Source organism: Vibrio albus (genome assembly GCF_003144035.1).
GTDB lineage: Bacteria > Pseudomonadota > Gammaproteobacteria > Enterobacterales > Vibrionaceae > Vibrio > Vibrio albus.
This window is the reverse complement of the sequence record NZ_QFWT01000012.1, coordinates 66,786-85,278: the sequence shown is the minus strand read 5'-3', so window position 1 is coordinate 85,278 and position 18,493 is coordinate 66,786. Positions and strand designations below refer to the sequence as shown.

13 protein-coding genes are annotated in these 18,493 nt (G+C 48.8%); 9 read left to right on the top strand and 4 right to left on the bottom strand.

The window, feature by feature from the left end:
• Nucleotides 1-104: 104 nt before the first annotated feature.
• The 4 genes from leuD to leuA form a co-directional block, all read right to left on the bottom strand.
• On the bottom strand, nt 105-707 hold the full coding sequence (gene leuD / locus DI392_RS17845) for a 3-isopropylmalate dehydratase small subunit (protein ID WP_109321054.1): 603 nt from the start codon (nt 705-707) through the stop codon (nt 105-107).
• 10 nt (nt 708-717) lie between these two features.
• Nucleotides 718-2,130: a 3-isopropylmalate dehydratase large subunit gene (gene leuC / locus DI392_RS17840; RefSeq protein ID WP_109321053.1), complete on the bottom strand. Its 1,413-nt coding sequence runs from the start codon at nt 2,128-2,130 to the stop codon at nt 718-720.
• 25 nt (nt 2,131-2,155) lie between these two features.
• Nucleotides 2,156-3,244: a 3-isopropylmalate dehydrogenase gene (leuB, locus tag DI392_RS17835; protein ID WP_109321052.1), complete on the bottom strand. Its 1,089-nt coding sequence runs from the start codon at nt 3,242-3,244 to the stop codon at nt 2,156-2,158.
• Nucleotides 3,245-3,446: 202 nt separating this feature from the next.
• Nucleotides 3,447-4,994 carry a 2-isopropylmalate synthase gene (gene leuA, locus DI392_RS17830; protein WP_109321051.1) on the bottom strand — a complete coding sequence of 516 codons (1,548 nt, stop codon included), beginning with the start codon at nt 4,992-4,994 and terminating at the stop codon, nt 3,447-3,449.
• Nucleotides 4,995-5,434: 440 nt separating this feature from the next.
• Between leuA and DI392_RS17825 the strand changes: the two genes are divergently transcribed.
• The 9 genes from DI392_RS17825 to ilvN all read left to right on the top strand — a co-directional run bounded on the left by DI392_RS17825 (nt 5,435) and on the right by ilvN (nt 18,363).
• Nucleotides 5,435-6,121 (top strand): TetR/AcrR family transcriptional regulator, encoded by a 687-nt coding sequence (locus DI392_RS17825; protein ID WP_109321050.1) that lies wholly within the window; start codon nt 5,435-5,437, stop codon nt 6,119-6,121.
• Complete coding sequence (locus DI392_RS17820; RefSeq protein WP_109321049.1) at nt 6,105-7,448, top strand: efflux RND transporter periplasmic adaptor subunit; 1,344 nt, start codon at nt 6,105-6,107, stop codon at nt 7,446-7,448. The genes DI392_RS17825 and DI392_RS17820 overlap by 17 nt, the downstream gene beginning before the upstream one ends.
• Entirely contained in the window at nt 7,445-10,546 is a 3,102-nt protein-coding gene (locus DI392_RS17815; RefSeq protein WP_109321048.1) for an efflux RND transporter permease subunit, read from the top strand. Before DI392_RS17820 ends, DI392_RS17815 begins: the two co-directional genes overlap by 4 nt.
• A gap of 276 nt (nt 10,547-10,822) precedes the next feature.
• Nucleotides 10,823-11,350 carry a phosphatase PAP2 family protein gene (locus tag DI392_RS17810; protein WP_109321047.1) on the top strand — a complete coding sequence of 176 codons (528 nt, stop codon included), beginning with the start codon at nt 10,823-10,825 and terminating at the stop codon, nt 11,348-11,350.
• A 3-nt stretch (nt 11,351-11,353) separates the two neighbouring features.
• On the top strand, nt 11,354-12,412 hold the full coding sequence (locus tag DI392_RS17805; RefSeq protein WP_109321046.1) for an MJ1255/VC2487 family glycosyltransferase: 1,059 nt from the start codon (nt 11,354-11,356) through the stop codon (nt 12,410-12,412).
• A 340-nt stretch (nt 12,413-12,752) separates the two neighbouring features.
• On the top strand, nt 12,753-13,721 hold the full coding sequence (gene leuO / locus DI392_RS17800; RefSeq protein WP_109321045.1) for a transcriptional regulator LeuO: 969 nt from the start codon (nt 12,753-12,755) through the stop codon (nt 13,719-13,721).
• Nucleotides 13,722-13,980: 259 nt separating this feature from the next.
• Nucleotides 13,981-15,780: an AMP-dependent synthetase/ligase gene (locus DI392_RS17795; RefSeq protein WP_109321044.1), complete on the top strand. Its 1,800-nt coding sequence runs from the start codon at nt 13,981-13,983 to the stop codon at nt 15,778-15,780.
• A 365-nt stretch (nt 15,781-16,145) separates the two neighbouring features.
• A complete protein-coding gene (locus tag DI392_RS17790; protein ID WP_109321043.1) occupies nt 16,146-17,867 on the top strand; it encodes an acetolactate synthase 3 large subunit in 1,722 nt (573 codons plus the stop codon).
• A 1-nt stretch (nt 17,868) separates the two neighbouring features.
• Nucleotides 17,869-18,363 (top strand): acetolactate synthase small subunit, encoded by a 495-nt coding sequence (gene ilvN / locus DI392_RS17785; RefSeq protein WP_109321042.1) that lies wholly within the window; start codon nt 17,869-17,871, stop codon nt 18,361-18,363.
• Nucleotides 18,364-18,493 lie beyond the last annotated feature (130 nt).

Sequence of the window (18,493 nt, the reverse complement as noted above, 5' to 3'; positions counted from 1 at the left end):
AACTCTGTTTTTATAGTCTCTGGCAGCGCAGCGATCTAGTTTCTCGCATTAAAAAGCCCGTTAACGTACTGACGCTAACGGGCTCTTCCATTAAGACCTATGTATTAAGCCATAAATGCCGGGATTTTCGCTTCGTATTCAGCGATTTTATCGGCGTGCTGCAGGGTCAGACCGATATTGTCCAGACCATTCAGCAGACAGTGACGGCGGAACTCATCAATTTCAAATGAGTATTCTTTACCATTCGCAGTTACTCTCATTGCTTCCAGATCTACAGTGACTTCCGCACCTTCGTTGGCTTCCACAAACTGGAAGATCTCATCCACTTCCGCTTCCGTCAGACGTACCGGCACCATCTGGTTGTTGATGGAGTTGCCGTAGAAGATGTCGGCGAAGCTTGGTGCAATCATCACTTTGATGCCGTAGTCCGCTAGTGCCCAAGGGGCGTGCTCACGGGAAGAGCCACAGCCGAAGTTCTCGCGCGCCACCAGAATGCTTGCGCCCTGATAGCGAGGTGCATTCATTACGAAATCCGGATTTGGCTGTTCACCGGCATCATCAAGAAAACGCCAGTCATGGAACAGGTGCTTACCAAAACCGGTACGGGTGACTTTCTGCAGAAACTGCTTCGGGATGATGGCATCTGTATCGACGTTCGCGGCATCCAGAGGAACGACCAGACCTGTATGTTGTTTAAAACCTGACATGCTACGCTCCTTATACGTCTTGTGTTTCAACAGTTCGGATATCAACAAAGTGACCAGCCACTGCCGCTGCGGCAGCCATTGCCGGGCTTACCAGATGCGTACGACCATCGCGGCCCTGACGGCCTTCGAAGTTACGGTTACTGGTTGAAGCACAACGCTCGTGAGGTCCCAGACGGTCATTGTTCATTGCCAGACACATAGAGCAGCCAGGCAGACGCCATTCAAAACCGGCTTCGATAAAGATCTTATCCAGACCTTCCGCTTCCGCCTGCGCTTTTACCTGCTCAGAACCCGGAACCACCAGTGCCTGAACGTTAGCGGCAACTTGCTTGCCTTTCGCTACAGCGGCGGCTGCGCGCATATCTTCGATACGGGAGTTCGTACAAGAACCGATAAACACTTTATCTACGTTGTAGTCAGCCAGAGCTTTACCCGCTTCCAGTCCCATGTAAGCCAGCGCTTTTTCTGCAGAGGCTTTTTCTACCGGATCAGAGAAGTCATCAGGGCCCGGGATTGGTTCATCAACCGCGATTACCTGACCAGGGTTGGTACCCCAGGTGACCTGTGGTTTGATATCTTCGGCTTCCAGAGTCACTACAGCATCAAATTCAGCATCATCATCGGTTTTCAGCGTTGACCAGTATGCAACCGCTGCATCCCAGTCAGCACCTTTTGGAGCGTATTCGCGTTCATTGATGTAATCGAACGTAGTCTGATCCGGAGCGATAAGTCCCGCTTTCGCACCCATTTCAATCGCCATATTACAAACGGTCATACGGCCTTCCATCGTCAGGTCTGTGATTGCTTCACCACAGAACTCAACGACGTAGCCTGTACCGCCGGCAGCGGTAGTTTTACCGATGATCGCCAGCACGATATCTTTGGCGGTAATGCCTTCTGCTACCTTGCCTTTCACTTCGATTTTCATGGTTTTGGCGCGAGCTTGTTTCAGAGTCTGAGTCGCCAGAACGTGCTCAACTTCAGAGGTACCGATACCGAAGGCCAGAGAACCGAATGCACCGTGGGTTGCCGTATGGGAGTCACCACATACGATGGTCATGCCCGGAAGAGTGATACCCAGTTCAGGGCCCATCACGTGCACGATACCCTGATACTTGTGGTTGATATCAAACAGTGTGACACCGAACTCTTCACAGTTCTTCGACAGGGTTTCCATCTGGATGCGTGCCATCTCACCGGAAGCGTTGATATCTTTGGTGGTTGTGGACACATTGTGATCCATGGTAGCAAAGGTTTTACCCAGTTGACGTACCTTACGGCCTTTTTCACGCAGGCCGTCAAAGGCCTGCGGAGAAGTCACTTCGTGTACCAGGTGACGGTCGATGTACAGGATCGGGTTTTCGCCTTCCGCTGCTACGGCAACGTGGGCGTCATAGACTTTTTCGTATAATGTTTTAGACATTGCTTATTGCTTCCTTTCTTGTCTCTTATCCCAGAATGTATTCAGCGATCTTATCACCCATTTCTGAGGTCGAAAGGGCTGGTTTATCGCCGGAAAGATCCGCAGTCAGCTCACCAGCAGACAGAGCTTTGCTTACGGCTGCTTCGATGTCCTGAGCGGCTTCTTCTTCACCCAGGCTGTAACGCAGCATCAGTGCAGCAGACAGGATCTGAGCAACCGGGTTAGCGATGTTTTTGCCTGCGATATCCGGAGCAGAGCCGCCAGCTGGCTCATACAGGCCAAACTTACTTTCGTTCAGGCTGGCAGAAGGCAGCATGCCCATAGAACCGGTGATCATGGCACATTCGTCAGAGATAATGTCGCCGAAAATATTAGAGCACAGCATGATATCAAATTGTGCCGGATCTTTAACCAATTGCATGGTTGCGTTGTCGATATACATATGTGACAGCTCAACATCCGGGTAATCTTTAGCCACTTCTTCCACCACTTCACGCCACAGGATAGAGCTTTGCAGCACGTTGGCTTTGTCGATGGAGCACACTTTTTTGCCACGAAGACGAGCGGACTCAAAGGCGATCTTAGCGATACGTTCAACTTCGTAACGGTGATAAACCTCGGTGTCGAACGCTTTCTCATTCGCGCCTTCACCTTCACGGCCTTTTGGCTGACCGAAGTAGATACCGCCAGTCAGTTCACGAACCACAACGATATCGAACCCTTTGCCGGAAATATCAGCACGCAGTGGAGAGAAGGCTTCAAGACCTTTGTGAATTTGGCCCGGACGCAGGTTACAGAATAGCTGGAAGTGTTTACGCAGAGGCAGCAGTGCGCCACGTTCAGGCTGCTCATCGGGTGGCAGGTTTTCCCACTTAGGTCCGCCAACAGAACCAAACAGTACGGCATCAGCATCATCACACGCTTTTACGGTACTTTCCGGTAGCGGGCAGCCGTGGTTATCAATCGCAATACCGCCAACATCGTGCTCTTCGCGGGAGAAAGTGATGGAGTGTTTCTTTTCGATAGCATCCAGCACTTTATTTGCCTGCTGCATTACTTCTGGGCCAATACCATCACCCGGTAAAACGGCGATTTTATATGTCTTGCCTGCCATTGGTTTTATTCCTTAAAACATGTTGTGTTTGATGTTGTAAATTTTTTAAGAATCTAGAAACGAGATCGCTTCGCTGCCAGAGACTATAAAAGCAGAGTCACGACTATTTTTTCTGTACTCTTAAGCGCAGCGCTCTGTATTCTTCTCTAGTCTCTAGTCTCTAGTCTCTAGTCTCTAGTCTCTAGTCTCTAGTCTCTAGTCTCTATACGGTTTCGAATTTCTTCTGTTTGATCTCTTCAATCTGATCCGCGCGGTGGATACTGTTGATTACGTGCAGCAGCGCTTCACCGGACGCTTCGATGATATCGGTCGAGACACCGGTACCATGGTACTTACGGCCTTTATAGTTAGCGATGATATCAGCCTGACCCAGACCGTCTTCACCTTCACCTTTTGCAGTCAGGTCGAATTTATCCAGCACAATATCGTAACCGGTTAAGCGATAAATACATTGATATAACGCGTCTACCGGACCATTACCGACAGCTGCTTCGCATTTTTCTTCTTCACCACACTGCAGTTTAATGCTGGTGGTCGACATCACGCTTCCAGACTGAGAGCTCATGTAGGTCAGTTTGTAGAAGTCGTCTTCGTCACGCAGGTTAGCGAAATACATCAGAGATTCTAGATCGTAATCGAATACCTGTCCCTTGCGATCCGCCAGTTTCAGGAAGTCAGCATACAGGGTATCCAGATCATAATCACTGTCGTTATAGCCCATTCGGTCCATATGACTCTTCACGGCTGCGCGGCCACTGCGGCTGGTCAGGTTCAAAGCCTGATTCTGCAGACCGATCGATTCCGGCGTCATGATCTCATAAGTATTTTTGTTTTTCAGCATGCCGTCCTGATGAATGCCTGAAGAGTGGCTGAAGGCATTGGCACCCACAATCGCCTTGTTGCTCTGGATTGGCATGTTACACAACTGGCTGACCATCTTACTGGTGCGGCTGATTTCATCGTGTTTCAGTCCGGTACGAACACCCATGTAGTCTTCACGGGTTTTGATGATCATCGCCACTTCTTCCAGCGCACAGTTACCGGCACGTTCACCGATACCATTAATAGTGCCTTCTACCTGGCGGGCACCAGCCTGAACGGCAGCAATAGAGTTGGCAACAGACAGCCCCAGATCATCATGACAGTGTACGGAAATGATCGCCTTGTCGATGTTCGGAACGCGGTTAAACAGTTGCTCAATGATACCACCGAATTCACTTGGGATGGTGTAGCCTACAGTATCCGGGATGTTAACCGTTGTGGCACCGGCATCAATCGCCGCTTCGACCATACGGCACAGGTTGTCGATTGGCGTACGGCCGGCGTCTTCACAGGAAAACTCAACATCATCAGTGTAATTACGCGCACGTTTCACGGCCTGAACACCCATTTCAACCACATCATTGTAGTCGCGACGTAATTTATCCTGTACGTGAATGGTTGAGGTTGAGATAAAGGTGTGGATACGGAAAGCTTCGGCAACCTTCAGTGACTCAGCCGCAACATCAATATCTTTGGCAACCGCGCGGGAAAGGGCACATACCCGGCTGTTTTTGATGTTCTTCGCAATAGTCTGCACGGATTCAAAATCACCCGGAGAGGAAACCGGGAAGCCAGCTTCGATAACATCCACGCCCAGACGTTCGAGAGCATAAGCGATCTGCAATTTTTCTTTTACTGTCAGGCTTGCTGATAGCGCCTGTTCGCCGTCCCGCAAGGTAGTATCAAATATTATCACCTGATCGTTCATGTCTGCTTCCTTTTCCTGTCTGTCAGTATTATGTCTGTCGTTTGCTGTTTTTTCGGCTATAAAAAAACCCGCATTTGAATGCGGGTTTGTGTAAATTCTTTGTGGTGTTTTTCGTCCACAACCTACCCGCGCGAATGGTTCACGATAAGGAGGAGGTTAAGGAGAGCTGAAAAACGTAATGTCATTTTATTCATCCACAATTTGATTACACAAATTAGTACCGCACTCACCGTTAAGCGTCAAGTATTATGTTGCGTTTTTATGCATTTTCTTTGTGATGTTAAGCTCCTACATCAGACAGCTATTGAACTCAGACGCGCATAGACCCATTCATGGGGCTTTAATTAATCAAATGATTAAATTGTGTTGAATTTAATCAGTATAATTTACCGCCGTTCTGACCCTATAATTAATCATCCGATTAATTGTGTGTATATAGTATGTCTGACAATCATAAATATGATGAATCCCGACGGGCTGGTCGTCCCTCTGAAAAGCTGGCTGCCAGAGACAACCTGATTTCTGCTGCAAGAACTATGTTTACAGTGCATTCCTACGAAAAGGTGTCTACCCGCATGTTAGCGGAAAAAGCCGGGGTTAACGTAGCGATGATCCGCTATTACTTCGGCAATAAAGCCGGGTTATTTGAGGCGATGGTGAGAGAAACCATAGAGCCGATTAAAAAACAGGTGAACCAGTTTGTTGCGGCATCTAATCAGAAAGAGCTGAAAGACATCATGCGGGCCTATTATGCCAATATGTCGGCCGCGCCAATGTTTCCCCGGCTGATTTTCCAGACCATGCATATGGAACCGTCCGCACCCCAGCGGCAGCTACTGGAAAAAGTGCTGTTTGATATACTTCGTCCAGTACAGGATGCCCTGTTTGATTCTGGTTTATGGGAGCCGGTGATCCGTCCGGATATGGACCCGAAACTGTGTAAAGTCAGCTTTCTCAGTCTGATGATATTTCCTTTTATTGCTCCGCAGAGCATGTGTGATCTTCATGGCATTGAGCGTAATAACGAGTTCCTTGACGCCTTGCTGGAACATAACCTGAAAGTATTAACTCACGGCTTTATACGGCCGGAACTGTCTGATGGAGAAGACCATGACTCTGAATCGTAAATTCTTTTTCTTTCCGGCACTGGCCGTAGGCATTGTGGTGCTGATACTGGCCGTGAAGATGCGGCCTGACCTTCCTCTCAAGCCGGCAGAAAACCGGGCTAGGCTGGTTGAAACCATGCCCCTTGAGCTGAAAGCAATAGCTCCTGAAGTAACAGGCTTCGGTAAGGTAGAACCAAAAGTTGAGTGGAAAGCCATAGCGGAAGTCTCGGGCAAGCTGGTGTTCCGCCACCCTGATTTGGAAAAGGGTAAGGTATTGTCTGAAGGGACCGAAATTCTGCGTATTGATCCTCTGGACTATGAGCTGAAACTGGCACAGGCTGAGGCCCAGCTGAGTTCTAACCGAACTCAACTGGCGAAGCTGAATCAGGAAGAAAAAAATCTGCAGGCGAGTTTAAAGATAGAGGAGCACCGTCTGGCGATCAGTAAGAAAGAGCTGGAGCGTAAACAAAATCTGAAAAAAAGAGGGCTGACCTCCCAGTCTGATCTCGATCAGCAGAATCAGAGCTATCTTTCCCAGCAAAAAGTGGTGCTGGAACTGAATAATCAGCTGTCGCTTTATCCTGATGAGAGAGAAGTTCTTCTGGCACAACTGCATGTCAGCGAAGCTCAGGTGGCAGAAGCCAAACGTTCTCTGGAAAAAACGCTGATCCGGCTGCCCCGGAGTATGCGTATTGCTGAAGTCGACATCGAAGATAATCAGGTTGTGAACCTGCAACAGACCATGGTGGTGGCTCATGGTATTGAGACGATGGAGGTGGAAGCGCAGTTTTCCATTCATGATATGCAGACCATCGCTGCCAGTTTAGCTCAGATACCGCGGAATGCTGCCGGAATACCGCAGCCGGACATGGCAGAACTTAAAGCGAATATTGAGTTAAAAAGTGGCAATCTGACCGCGCGCTGGCCGGCCAGAATCTCTCGCCTGAGTGAGACGGTCGATCCGAATCAGGCTACGGTCGGAGTGATACTGGAAGTGGATCAGGATTATGCCCATTTTTCTCCCGGTGATACGCCTTTATTGGTCAATGGTATGTTTGTGGAAGCTCAGGTTGAAGGGCAGGCCAACCCAAGTTGGGTGATCCCTGAGCGGGCGCTGCATGGCGATAAAGTCTACATCAAAGGTGTGGATGGTCGTCTGCAGATAAGAACGGTACAGGTCATTTACCGTCGGGATAATCAGGTCGTCATTGATGGTGAGTTTGAGCAGGGCGAGCTGCTGATACTGAATGATTTACTGCCGGCACTGGATGGTATGGCTCTGAAAACAAAGGGTATATCACCGAACACTGACGTTATGGAGACAGAGGAAAAAGGAGACCACGAATGATCCATTTTTTCTCCCGTCATCCAACGGCAGCGAATCTGTTGATGCTGACGCTGCTGCTGGTTGGATTGACTGCTTTGCCTACCATTAAGCGGGAAACGTTTCCCGAGTTTGACCCGCCGTATGTGATGGCAAGTGTCGCCTACCCCGGCGCTTCTCCTCAGGAGGTGGAAGAAAGTATCTGTGTCCGCATGGAAGACGCGGTAGACGGTCTTTCTAATATTGAAGAACTGCGTTGTCAGGCTCTGGAAGGGGCTGCCAGCCTGACCGTTAAACTGACGGATAAAGCTGACGTCGGTCGCATGCTGGTGGATATCCAGACTCAGATTGATTCGATAAACGATTTTCCCGAGGAGATTGAATCTCCGGTTGTTAAAGAGCTGGACTGGAGTGAGCCGGTCGTGGATGTAGCGATCACGGCGGAAACGAGCTGGCCGGAACTGAAGGCCTATGCGGAGCAACTGAAACGGATCCTGAAGCTGGATTACGATGTGTCTCTGGTGGATGTAAGTGGTTTTTCCGATCACCAGTACCGGATAGAGCTGAATACCCATGCCATTCGCCAGTTGGGGCTGAGTGTCGGGGATATAGCGACCCAGATAGGCAATCAGAATATCAAACTGCCCAGTGGCAGCATTGAAACACCGGAGAAGAACTTTCTGATCCGTTTTGATGAAAGGCGGGTAACACCGGAAGAGCTGGAATCTATTGTCGTAGGCGCGGCTTCCAATGGCTCACTGATCCGCTTGCGGGACATCGCGACTATTACGGATCGTTTCGAGCTGGATGAACAGAAAATACTGTTTGATGGTAAGCCTTCAGCGTTACTGAAAGTCAGCAAGAACAAAGAAGATGATGCTCTGCGGATCAAAGCGCAGGTGCAGAAATTTGTTGATGATCAACGTCTGGTTGCCCCTGATGGCGTGACTCTGGCGCTGACCAATGACCTTTCTTCTGTGTTATGGGATCGTCTGACCATGATGCTGCGTAACGGCTGGCAGGGGATGGTTCTGGTGTTTGCCACCATGTGGCTGTTCTTTAGTCTGCGCTATTCATTTTGGGTGGCTGCAGGCTTGCCGGTGGCTTTTCTTGGTGGTCTGTTTTTGATGGCGAATGTCGGCCTCTCGATCAACATTATGACTCTGGTCGCCCTGCTGATGGCCATTGGTATTATGATGGATGATGCCATTGTGATTGCTGAATCCATTGGTTCGCATATCGACCGGGGGTTCAAGGTTGATGAAGCCGTGATGAAGGGCGTGCACAAAGTGCTGCCGGGGGTGATCTCTTCCTTCCTGACTACGGTGTGTATCTTCGGCAGTCTGATGTTCTTGTCCGGGCAGATGGGGGCGGTACTGAAAGTCATCCCTCAGGTGTTGATTCTGGTGCTGTTACTGAGTCTGGTCGAGGCGTTTCTGATCCTGCCAAATCACCTGTCACATTCGCTGCATAAGAGAACCGGAGAGAAGCCACCACTTCGGTTTAAGCGGTTGGTGCTGACCAAGTTTGAGCATTTTCGCAATACCACACTAGTGAATGCCGTGGAGAAAGTGGTGCAGTACCGCTACGCCTTTTTAGGCTCGGTGTTGTCGCTGTTGCTGATCTCTGTCTCGCTGATTGCCGGTGGGTTGGTGAAGTTTGTGCCTTTTCCTGAACTGGATGGAGACCTTGCGGTCGCCAGAATTATTCTTCCACCGGGATCGTCGCTCAGTCAGACGGAAAAGGTGGTTGAGAAAGTGGTCGCTTCCGCGGAACGCCTGAATAAGCAATGGACAGAAGAATTTGAAGGCGGTGTGCTTCTGGTGGAGCATATCACCAGTCAGTTTAATACCAACCGGGATGCGAGTGAGTCCGGGCCACACTTAGCGACCGTTCGTCTTGATTTGCTGGGGGCAGAAGAACGGAATACGGTCATTGATGATTTTATTGATGCCTGGCGGGAAGATGTTGGCGAACTGGCTGAGCCTGTTTCACTGGTCTATAAACAGCCAACGATGGGGCCGGGGGGCAGGGACATTGAGATACGGGTGCAGCATGATGATTTGGAAGCGCTCAAGGCTGCCTCGGTGGATATTCAGCAATATCTGAATACTCTGGATGGCGTATCCGGTGTGCTGGATGATATGCGGATGGGAAAGGAAGAAGTGCTGGTTAAGTTGCTGCCGGGAGCCGAAACGTTTGGTGTGAACGGACAGATGGTCGCCAGTCAGTTACGTGCCGCTTTCTTTGGTCGAACCGCCGACCAAATCCAGCTGGGCGTGGAAAATATTGATATCGAGGTGAGGCTGGATAAAGCTCAGGCGGGCGATCTGCAGGAACTGGCAAACTTTCCGGTTATGCTACCAGACGGCAGCCAGATACCACTGGAGACAATTGCATCACTAAGTTTTCAGCGCAATTATGTCCGCATTCAGAGAGTAGACGGGGTACGTACCCTGAGCATTTATGCGGATGTAAATAATCGCAAAGCCAGCTCATCTGAGATCATCAGTAATTTCAGAACGGAGATGGTTCCAGAGCTCAAACGTAAGTATCCCGGTTTGAGGTTTGATTTTGAAGGTCAGACTAAGGATACCGCTGATACCGGGTCATCAATGATGACGGGCTTCGCTCTGGGGCTGTTCGGGGTGTTTGTTATCCTGAGCTTTCAGTTCCGAAGTTATCTTGAGCCATTTGTTGTCATGCTGGCGATCCCGCTGGCGTTTATCGGGGTCGTCTGGGGGCACTTTATTCTGGGGCATTCTCTCTGTATGCCGAGTATCATGGGCTTTGTGTCACTGGCCGGGGTGGTGGTAAATGACTCCATTCTGTTGGTGCAGTATATCCGTCACCATGTCGATGAAGGTGATACTGTTCATGACTCCGTGGTGAAAGCCAGTCGTGAGCGTTTCCGGGCGGTGTTCCTGACTTCCATGACCACAGCTGCAGGTCTCCTTCCTCTGTTGGCGGAAACCAGTCTGCAGGCTCAGGTTATTCAGCCGCTGGTTATCTCTATTGTGTTCGGTATTTTTGCTTCTACGCTACTGGTACTGTTTATGGTGCCGTCAGCTTACGCGATTCTCGCTGACTGGGGCATGATTCATAAGCATGAGGAGTTATAACGTTATTCGCTGAGTCTAAGATAGGTGATACGCTGCAGGCGGATATTGAACGCAGACACGCATAAATCCATCCATGGAGCTCCGCCGCGTCATCCCTGACGCGGAGGGTCTGCTTATCAATATCCGCCTACTGCTTTACTACCAACAGTACGGAACAATTCTCCTTCAGCTGTCATCAATAATCCAAATAAGCGTCACCTCGTTGTCATTTGCACCGGCTAACTTGTAAACAGTTATTCTGAAAAGTTTAGCCATGGAGATGGCAACAAGGAGCTGATGATGCGTATTGAGCCTATTGCACGAATTGATCTCGCATTCTCTCTGTTCTGCCTGCAGCATAAATTTAATGCTCAGGTAGCGAGTATTGCTAAAGCGGTATCCCATACCGGTGATGGTCACTTATATATCGTGATCGGTCTGATTGCGTGGTGGATGGATGAGATGGTTGGCGGACTGTTCTTGTCAGTTGGTCTGGTTGCCTTTGCCATTGAGCTGCCAGTTTACTGGGTGGCAAAAAACAGTTTCCGTCGCCGTCGCCCGGAAGAATTTTCCAGTCAGCTGATCTCCTTCATTACTCCTTCTGACCGGTATAGTTTGCCATCGGGCCATACCGCCGCTGCGTTTATTATGGCGACGCTGATTGGTCATTTTTATCCGGATGCCTATACCGGCTCTCTTCTCTGGGCTAGCTGTATTGGTGCTGCCCGCATCCTGCTGGGGGTGCATTTTCTGACGGACGTGGTGATCGGAGCCCTATTGGGCACCGGAACTGCAACGGCTGCAATTTCTCTTCTGGGAGCGTAACATTTGAAAATACTGTATGGAGTTCAGGGAACGGGAAATGGTCACACTGCCCGCGCCCGTGCAATGGCTTTAGCTCTGAAAGAACGTAATGCGGATGTCGATTTCCTTTTTTCCGGACGGGAAAAATCAAAGTTTTTCTCCATGGAAGCGTTCGGTGATTTTGATGTCCGCCGTGGGCTGACGATTGTCTCCGAGCAGGGGAAGGTGAATTACCTGAAAACAGTGACGGACAACAGCATCATCAGTCTGTATAAAGAGATCAGTCAGCTTGATCTGTCAGCCTATGACTTGGTCATCAATGACTTTGAACCCGTATCTGCGTGGGCGGCGAAACGGCAGAAAGTCCCCTGTATAGGTATCAGTCATCAAAATGCATTCCGTTACGAAGTGCCTAAAAAAGGGGATGGCTGGATTGATAACCGGTTAATTCACCATTTTGCCCCCGCTGATGTGCATCTGGGGCTGCACTGGTATCACTTTAATCAGCCGATACTGCCGCCTATTGTTCATACCCGAAGGGCGGATGGGGTTTCAGAGCATCAGCCCTTCAGCCTGGTGTATCTGCCGTTTGAGAGTATTGAAGATATTATGGATCTGTTGCTGCGCTTTACCCGGCATCAGTTTGTCTGTTATCACCCAGAGGTTATAGAGTCTGACGTGGTTGAGAATATCCGCTTAGAGCCATTATCTCATGTTCAATTTCAGCAGGATCTCAGTGCCTGTCAGGGGGTGATTGCGAATGGTGGGTTTGAACTGCCTTCAGAGGCTTTGTCTCTGGGTAAAAAGCTGCTTCTGAAACCGCTGTCCGGACAGTTTGAGCAGGAAAGTAACGTGGCAACACTGGAACACCTGGGGCTGGCCCAGTCGATGGAGCATCTTGATCCGTCAGCGGTCAGATCCTGGCTGGATGAAAGTGCGGCTGAAAGTGTGAATTATCCGGACGTTGCCAGTCACCTTTCTGACTGGATATTACAAGGCAAATGGAACAACAATAGCGCATCGTTGTGGGAGTCATTATGGGAAAAGGTGGACTTTCCCAGTTACGCGTCTATTCACGATTAATGGTGATGCCTTACCTGAAGCCGCCCTCTGTTTGAGGGCTGTTTTTTCAGTGTGATGAACTGATCATTTACTGACTGGAATTGGTATAACCGATAAAGCTTATCAATATATTGATGAAAAATCGGGTGCCACAGCCTTGTATTCATAACCCTCGTCAATTTATCTTTTTTTAGGTTTTTTTATTATTTATTGAAAAATAACCATTTTTTTCAGATTAATGTAAAATTAGCTAATTATTTATCAAACTTATTGGTGGTGGCTGAGTTATTGGTGAATAGTAGGTTTTCTATTACGAACGTTTTCTGATGAGACAGAAAACGGATGATAAACGAGGACCTCTATGCTGGATAAACCTTCTGTGTTGAGTCACAACAAAACGAGTCAGCCCAATCAGCCTGGTACAGAATCGACGCTTCGGGGCGTTGATTTAAACCTTCTGACCGTATTTGATGCGGTGATGCAGGAACAAAATATCACCCGGGCTGCTCAACATCTGAATATGTCACAGCCCGCGGTCAGTAATGCGGTTTCACGCCTGAAAACCATGTTTAATGATGAGCTGTTTATGCGACAGGGGCGCGGTATTCAGCCCACGTTAAGAGCTCGTCAGTTATACGCTCCGGTCCATCAGGCGTTGCAGTTGATCCGGAACGAGTTGCCGGGAACGGCTTTTACTCCAGAGTTCTCTGACCGTCAGTTTACCATCGCTATCTGTAATCCGTGTGATGCCCGTTTTGCTCCGGATATCCTTAAAGTCATGGCAGAAAAAGCCCCTAATGTATTGATCACCATGGATGCCGAGTCCTCTACCGGGGTGGAAGACAAGCTGCATTATCGGGAGCTGGATTTTTCTATCAACTATACCTGTCTGACCGATTCCGGGTTTGCCAGTGAAGAGCTGTTTGAAGACGAAATCGTCGTGATTGCATCTCGCTCACACTCTCGTATTGATGGCTCGATTACGGTGGAGGAGCTGGAAGAAGAACGTCATGCGACTTTGTCTGAGCAGAAAGGAGATCACAGCTTTGTTGATCAGGCATACCGGAATATTAACTGCAACATTGCTTATAAAGGGAGCAGCCTGGGCAATATATTGTACGTAGTTGAACAGTCAGACCTGATCACTCTGGCCCCCCGTTCACTGATAGATAGCTGGTATAACCGGGATCAGTTACAGGTTCTGGATTTCCCGTTGTCAGATAATTCGATCAAGGCATACCTTAGCTGGCATGAGTCCAGTGAAAGAGATAAAGGTCACACCTGGATGCGTCAGCGGCTGACGGAGATCTGTCGGAAAAGTCTCGTTTGAGTGAATAGCTTGGTTAGCCAGATCAGTTTATATCTCCATGATCTGAACATCACCCGTTAGAAAAATTTGTTAACAAGCATCGGTCAGAAGCCCTGAACGGTGCTTGTTTTGTTTCTGAGATAATGGAACCGTTAAGTGATCCGATAGCTATTTTTAGAATAATTACTTTAACTGCACACAATCTGTATTGCCTTTTCTAAAACCACCAGTACACTTGCACGCCCCATCAGCTTACAGGTGTAAGCCAAAGGTTAAAAGAATGGCTAATTTAGATTTTCACTTTGTTAAAAAAATTAGTGAACGAGTTGCAAATAGCGGTGAACGTGTTGCGTTACGTTATAAATCAGCGGATAAATGGAAAGATATAAGCTGGAAGCAATTTGGTCAGCAATTGGATAGTTTATCCTTAGCCCTGTTAGCTCATGGACTGGAAGTACAGGACAAAATCGGCATTTACTCAGCCAACATGCCGCGCTGGAGTGTCGCAGATATTGCCGCTTTGCAAATTCGGTGCATAACGGTACCCATTTACGCGACGAATACCGCTGAACAGTCGGCGTACATCATTCAGGATGCGGATATTCGGATTCTGTTTGTCGGGGAGCAATCTCAGTACGATGCCGCTCTGTCTATCTTTGATTTGTGCCCGCAACTGGAGAAGGTTGTTGCCCTGTCTGATGCTATCGACCTACAACAACATCCAGCAGGAATCTATTGGGGTGCTTTTATTGCTCAGGGGAATAGTGCGTTTCAGCCTGAGCTGGATACCCGACTGCAGCAGATGAGCACCGATGATCTGTTTACGCTGATTTATACCTCCGGTACCACTGGTCAGCCAAAGGGGGTGATGCTGGATTACACCAACCTTGGCGCACAGCTGCAGGGGCACGATACCCGCCTGACATTGACAGAGCAGGATGTCTCACTCTGTTTTCTGCCGCTGTCTCATGTGTATGAACGTGCGTGGAGTTTTTATGTGCTCTACAAAGGCGCAGTCAACTGCTATTTACAGGACACGATACAGGTCAGAGATGCGCTGAGTGAAGTGCGGCCGACCGTTATGTGCGCCGTACCGCGCTTTTATGAAAAAATCTTCTCGGCTATCCATGAACGGGTAGCTAAAGCCCCGCTGCACCGCAAACTGATTTTTACCTGGGCGGTCAATATGGGAGCCCGAATCTCAGCCTGTAAACAGGAAAGACGGGAACCATCATTGTTGCTGAAAAAAAGTTACCAACTGGCTGATAAAATCGTTCTGGCAAAGCTCAGAGATTTGCTTGGCGGACGTATTAAGATGATGCCGTGTGGCGGAGCAAAGCTGGACCCGACGATAGGTCGTTTTTTCCATGCTATCGGTGTAAATGTCAAACTGGGGTATGGCATGACTGAAACCACGGCAACCGTATCCTGCTGGGATGATACGGGTTTTGATCCTGACTCCATAGGCAGTACGATGCCTGGCGCTGAAGTCAAAATTGGTCCTGATCATGAAATTCTTGTGCGTGGCCCCATGGTCATGAAGGGGTATTACAACATGCCGGAAGAGACCGAGAAGGCTTTTGATGATGAAGGTTTTCTTAAAACGGGAGACGCCGGTAAGTTTGATCAGCAGGGGAACCTGTATATCACGGACAGAATCAAAGAGCTGATGAAAACCTCCGGAGGCAAATATATAGCCCCTCAGGTGGTCGAAGGCGCTATCGGTAAGGATCACTTTATCGAACAAATCGCGGTGATCGCGGATACGCGTAAATTTGTTTCAGCACTGATTGTTCCCAGTTTTGAGGCTCTGGAAGAATACGCGAAAGAGCTGAATATCAAATATCATGATCGCATTGAGCTGATTAAGCATAGTCAGGTCGTGGAGATGTTTGAGAAGAGAGTGGCAGAGCTGCAGCATGAGCTGGCTAAATTCGAACAGGTAAAGAAATTCACGTTGTTGCCTAACGCGTTTTCGATGGATCAGGGAGAACTGACCCCGACTCTGAAACTGCGCCGGAAGGTCATCCATGAGCGTTATCAGGCAGAGATAGAACGCATGTACGCCGAACCGCATTGAGATACCCATCATATTATTCAATAACAAGGGAAAAGTGACTGGCTTTTCCCTTGTTCTTATCAGGCTTGAATTATTCTGCAAATAGATTATTTTCTGGTTTGAATTGCTGGTCGTTAATTGTACGCCAGCATATGCTACGCTTTTGTTTTTTCCTCTTGATTTTAATCCTGATCCAGTTAACTCTATTTTCCTGACGTACAGGTACGCTGTACGTCCCTCATGGCTTGCTTTTGCTGTTTTCTGTTCATGCTTTTGGCTAACAGAAGGCGGTTTTGGCTATTAGGCTACGAATAAGCCCTAACTGTGAAATACCGCTGTCTTCCGTTAACTCAGTTTGGAAATACGGCAGGTATTAAGGAGACAAAATGGAAATGTTATCCGGCGCGGATATGGTAGTCCGCTCGCTGATTGATCAGGGTGTCCAGCATATTTTTGGTTACCCTGGTGGTTCTGTTCTGGACATCTATGATGCCCTGCATGAAAAAAGTGATATTGAACACGTTTTAGTCCGTCATGAACAGGCTGCCGTGCATATGGCAGATGGTTATGCACGAGCAACCGGTAAAACTGGGGTAGTTCTGGTTACATCCGGCCCTGGTGCCACGAATGCAATTACCGGTATTGCCACGGCTTATATGGATTCTATTCCAATGGTGGTCCTGTCAGGACAGGTTCCCGGATCACTGATTGGTAATGATGCTTTCCAGGAATGTGACATGGTGGGTATCTCCCGTCCTGTTGTTAAGCACAGCTTCCTGGTTACTAAAGCTGAAGAAATTCCAACCATTCTAAAGAAAGCTTTCTATCTTGCGTCGACGGGCCGTCCGGGCCCGGTTGTCGTTGATTTGCCTAAGGATATGCTGAACCCAGCTCTGGAATACCCTTACCACTACCCAGAATCGATCAAAATGCGTTCTTACAACCCGACGACGAGCGGGCATAAGGGCCAGATCAAGAAAGCGCTGAAAAGTCTTCTGGCGGCGAAAAAGCCGGTTCTGTATGTGGGTGGTGGTGCCATTATTTCCGGTTGTGATCAGCAGTTACTGAAACTGGCTGAAACGCTGAACTTGCCAGTGGTCAGCTCGTTAATGGGGCTGGGGGCATTTCCCGGCACCCATCGTAACTTTTTAGGCATGTTGGGTATGCATGGTGTTTATGAAGCCAATATGGCGATGCACAATGCGGATCTGATTTTTGGTGTGGGTGTCCGCTTTGATGACCGTACCACCAATAACCTGGATAAGTACTGCCCGAATGCCAAAGTCATGCATATCGATATCGACCCATCATCTATCTCAAAAACCGTTCGTGCTGACTTGCCGATTGTAGGTTCGGCTGAAGTCGTACTGGATTCGATGCTGAAACTGCTGGAAGAGCAGAGCGGCACCAATGACTTGGAAGCCATGGCAGACTGGTGGAATGATCTTAATGAATGGCGTGAGCGTGACTGCCTGAGCTACGACACCAACGGTGGTGAGCGTATTAAACCACAACAGGTGATTGAGACACTGTACAAGCTGACTAATGGTAATGCCTATGTCGCTTCAGATGTGGGTCAGCATCAGATGTTTGCCGCACTTTATTATCCGTTTGATAAACCACGTCGCTGGATCAACTCCGGAGGTCTGGGCACCATGGGCTTTGGTCTGCCAGCCGGTATGGGGGTAAAATTCGCGATGCCGCAAGAAGAGGTCGTAGTTGTCACGGGTGACGGCAGTATTCAGATGAATATTCAGGAGCTGTCCACTGCCCTGCAGTACGATATTCCGGTTAAAATTATCAACCTGAATAACCGCTTCCTGGGTATGGTGAAGCAGTGGCAGGATATTATTTATCAGGGACGTCATTCCCACTCATATATGGACTCCGTTCCGGATTTTGCGGCTATCGCTGAGGCATACGGCCATGTTGGCATGCGTATCTCGTCTCCGGATGAGCTGGAATCCGGGCTGCAGAAAGCACTGGCAATGAAAGACAAGCTGGTGTTTGTCGACATTAATGTGGACGAAACCGAACACGTATACCCTATGCAGATCAAAGGTGAGGGTATGGATAAAATGTGGCTAAGTAAAACGGAGAGAACCTAAGATGAGACATATTATTTCACTATTGCTAGAAAACCAGCCGGGTTCTCTGTCTCGCGTTGTGGGTCTGTTTTCTCAGCGCGGCTATAACATCGAATCTCTGACGGTCTCTCCGACGGATGACGAAACCCTGTCTCGTCTGAACATTACCACCGCAACAGATGCCATGGTACTGGAGCAGATTGAGAAGCATCTGCATAAGCTGGTGGATGTACTGAAAGTTCAGGAAGTCACTGAAACCGCTCATATTGAACGGGAGCTGATGCTGGTTAAAGTCAAGGCCTGTGGAGACGATCGCGAAGAAGTGAAGCGTATGGCAGATATCTTCCGTGGACAGATTGTCGATACTACCGTTGCCCAGTACACCATTCAACTGACAGGCGAAAGCAGTAAACTGGATGCTTTCCTGCTGGCCATATCTGATGTCACCGATGTGATTGAGGTTGCCCGTAGTGGGGTTGTCGGTATCGCCCGTGGCGAGAGAGCACTGAAAGCCTGATAGTAAATATAGACGCTATACATCTAAAAAACCCGCTGGAACACAGTTCCAGCGGGTTTTATCATGTTCTCTAGTCTCTAGTCTCTAGTCTCTAGTCTCTAGTCTCTAGTCTCTAGTCTCTAGTCTCTAG

Bases quoted from the DNA above. Each gene is read 5' to 3' on its own strand.
- DI392_RS17790 (WP_109321043.1), top strand. From the start codon at position 16,146: ATGGAAATGTTATCCGGCGCGGATATGGTAGTCCGCTCGCTGATTGAT.
- leuB (WP_109321052.1), bottom strand. From the start codon at position 3,244: ATGGCAGGCAAGACATATAAAATCGCCGTTTTACCGGGTGATGGTATT.
- ilvN (WP_109321042.1), top strand. From the start codon at position 17,869: ATGAGACATATTATTTCACTATTGCTAGAAAACCAGCCGGGTTCTCTG.
- leuD (WP_109321054.1), bottom strand. From the start codon at position 707: ATGTCAGGTTTTAAACAACATACAGGTCTGGTCGTTCCTCTGGATGCC.
- DI392_RS17820 (WP_109321049.1), top strand. From the start codon at position 6,105: ATGACTCTGAATCGTAAATTCTTTTTCTTTCCGGCACTGGCCGTAGGC.
- DI392_RS17825 (WP_109321050.1), top strand. From the start codon at position 5,435: ATGTCTGACAATCATAAATATGATGAATCCCGACGGGCTGGTCGTCCC.
- leuA (WP_109321051.1), bottom strand. From the start codon at position 4,994: ATGAACGATCAGGTGATAATATTTGATACTACCTTGCGGGACGGCGAA.
- DI392_RS17795 (WP_109321044.1), top strand. From the start codon at position 13,981: ATGGCTAATTTAGATTTTCACTTTGTTAAAAAAATTAGTGAACGAGTT.
- leuO (WP_109321045.1), top strand. From the start codon at position 12,753: ATGCTGGATAAACCTTCTGTGTTGAGTCACAACAAAACGAGTCAGCCC.
- DI392_RS17810 (WP_109321047.1), top strand. From the start codon at position 10,823: ATGATGCGTATTGAGCCTATTGCACGAATTGATCTCGCATTCTCTCTG.
- leuC (WP_109321053.1), bottom strand. From the start codon at position 2,130: ATGTCTAAAACATTATACGAAAAAGTCTATGACGCCCACGTTGCCGTA.
- DI392_RS17815 (WP_109321048.1), top strand. From the start codon at position 7,445: ATGATCCATTTTTTCTCCCGTCATCCAACGGCAGCGAATCTGTTGATG.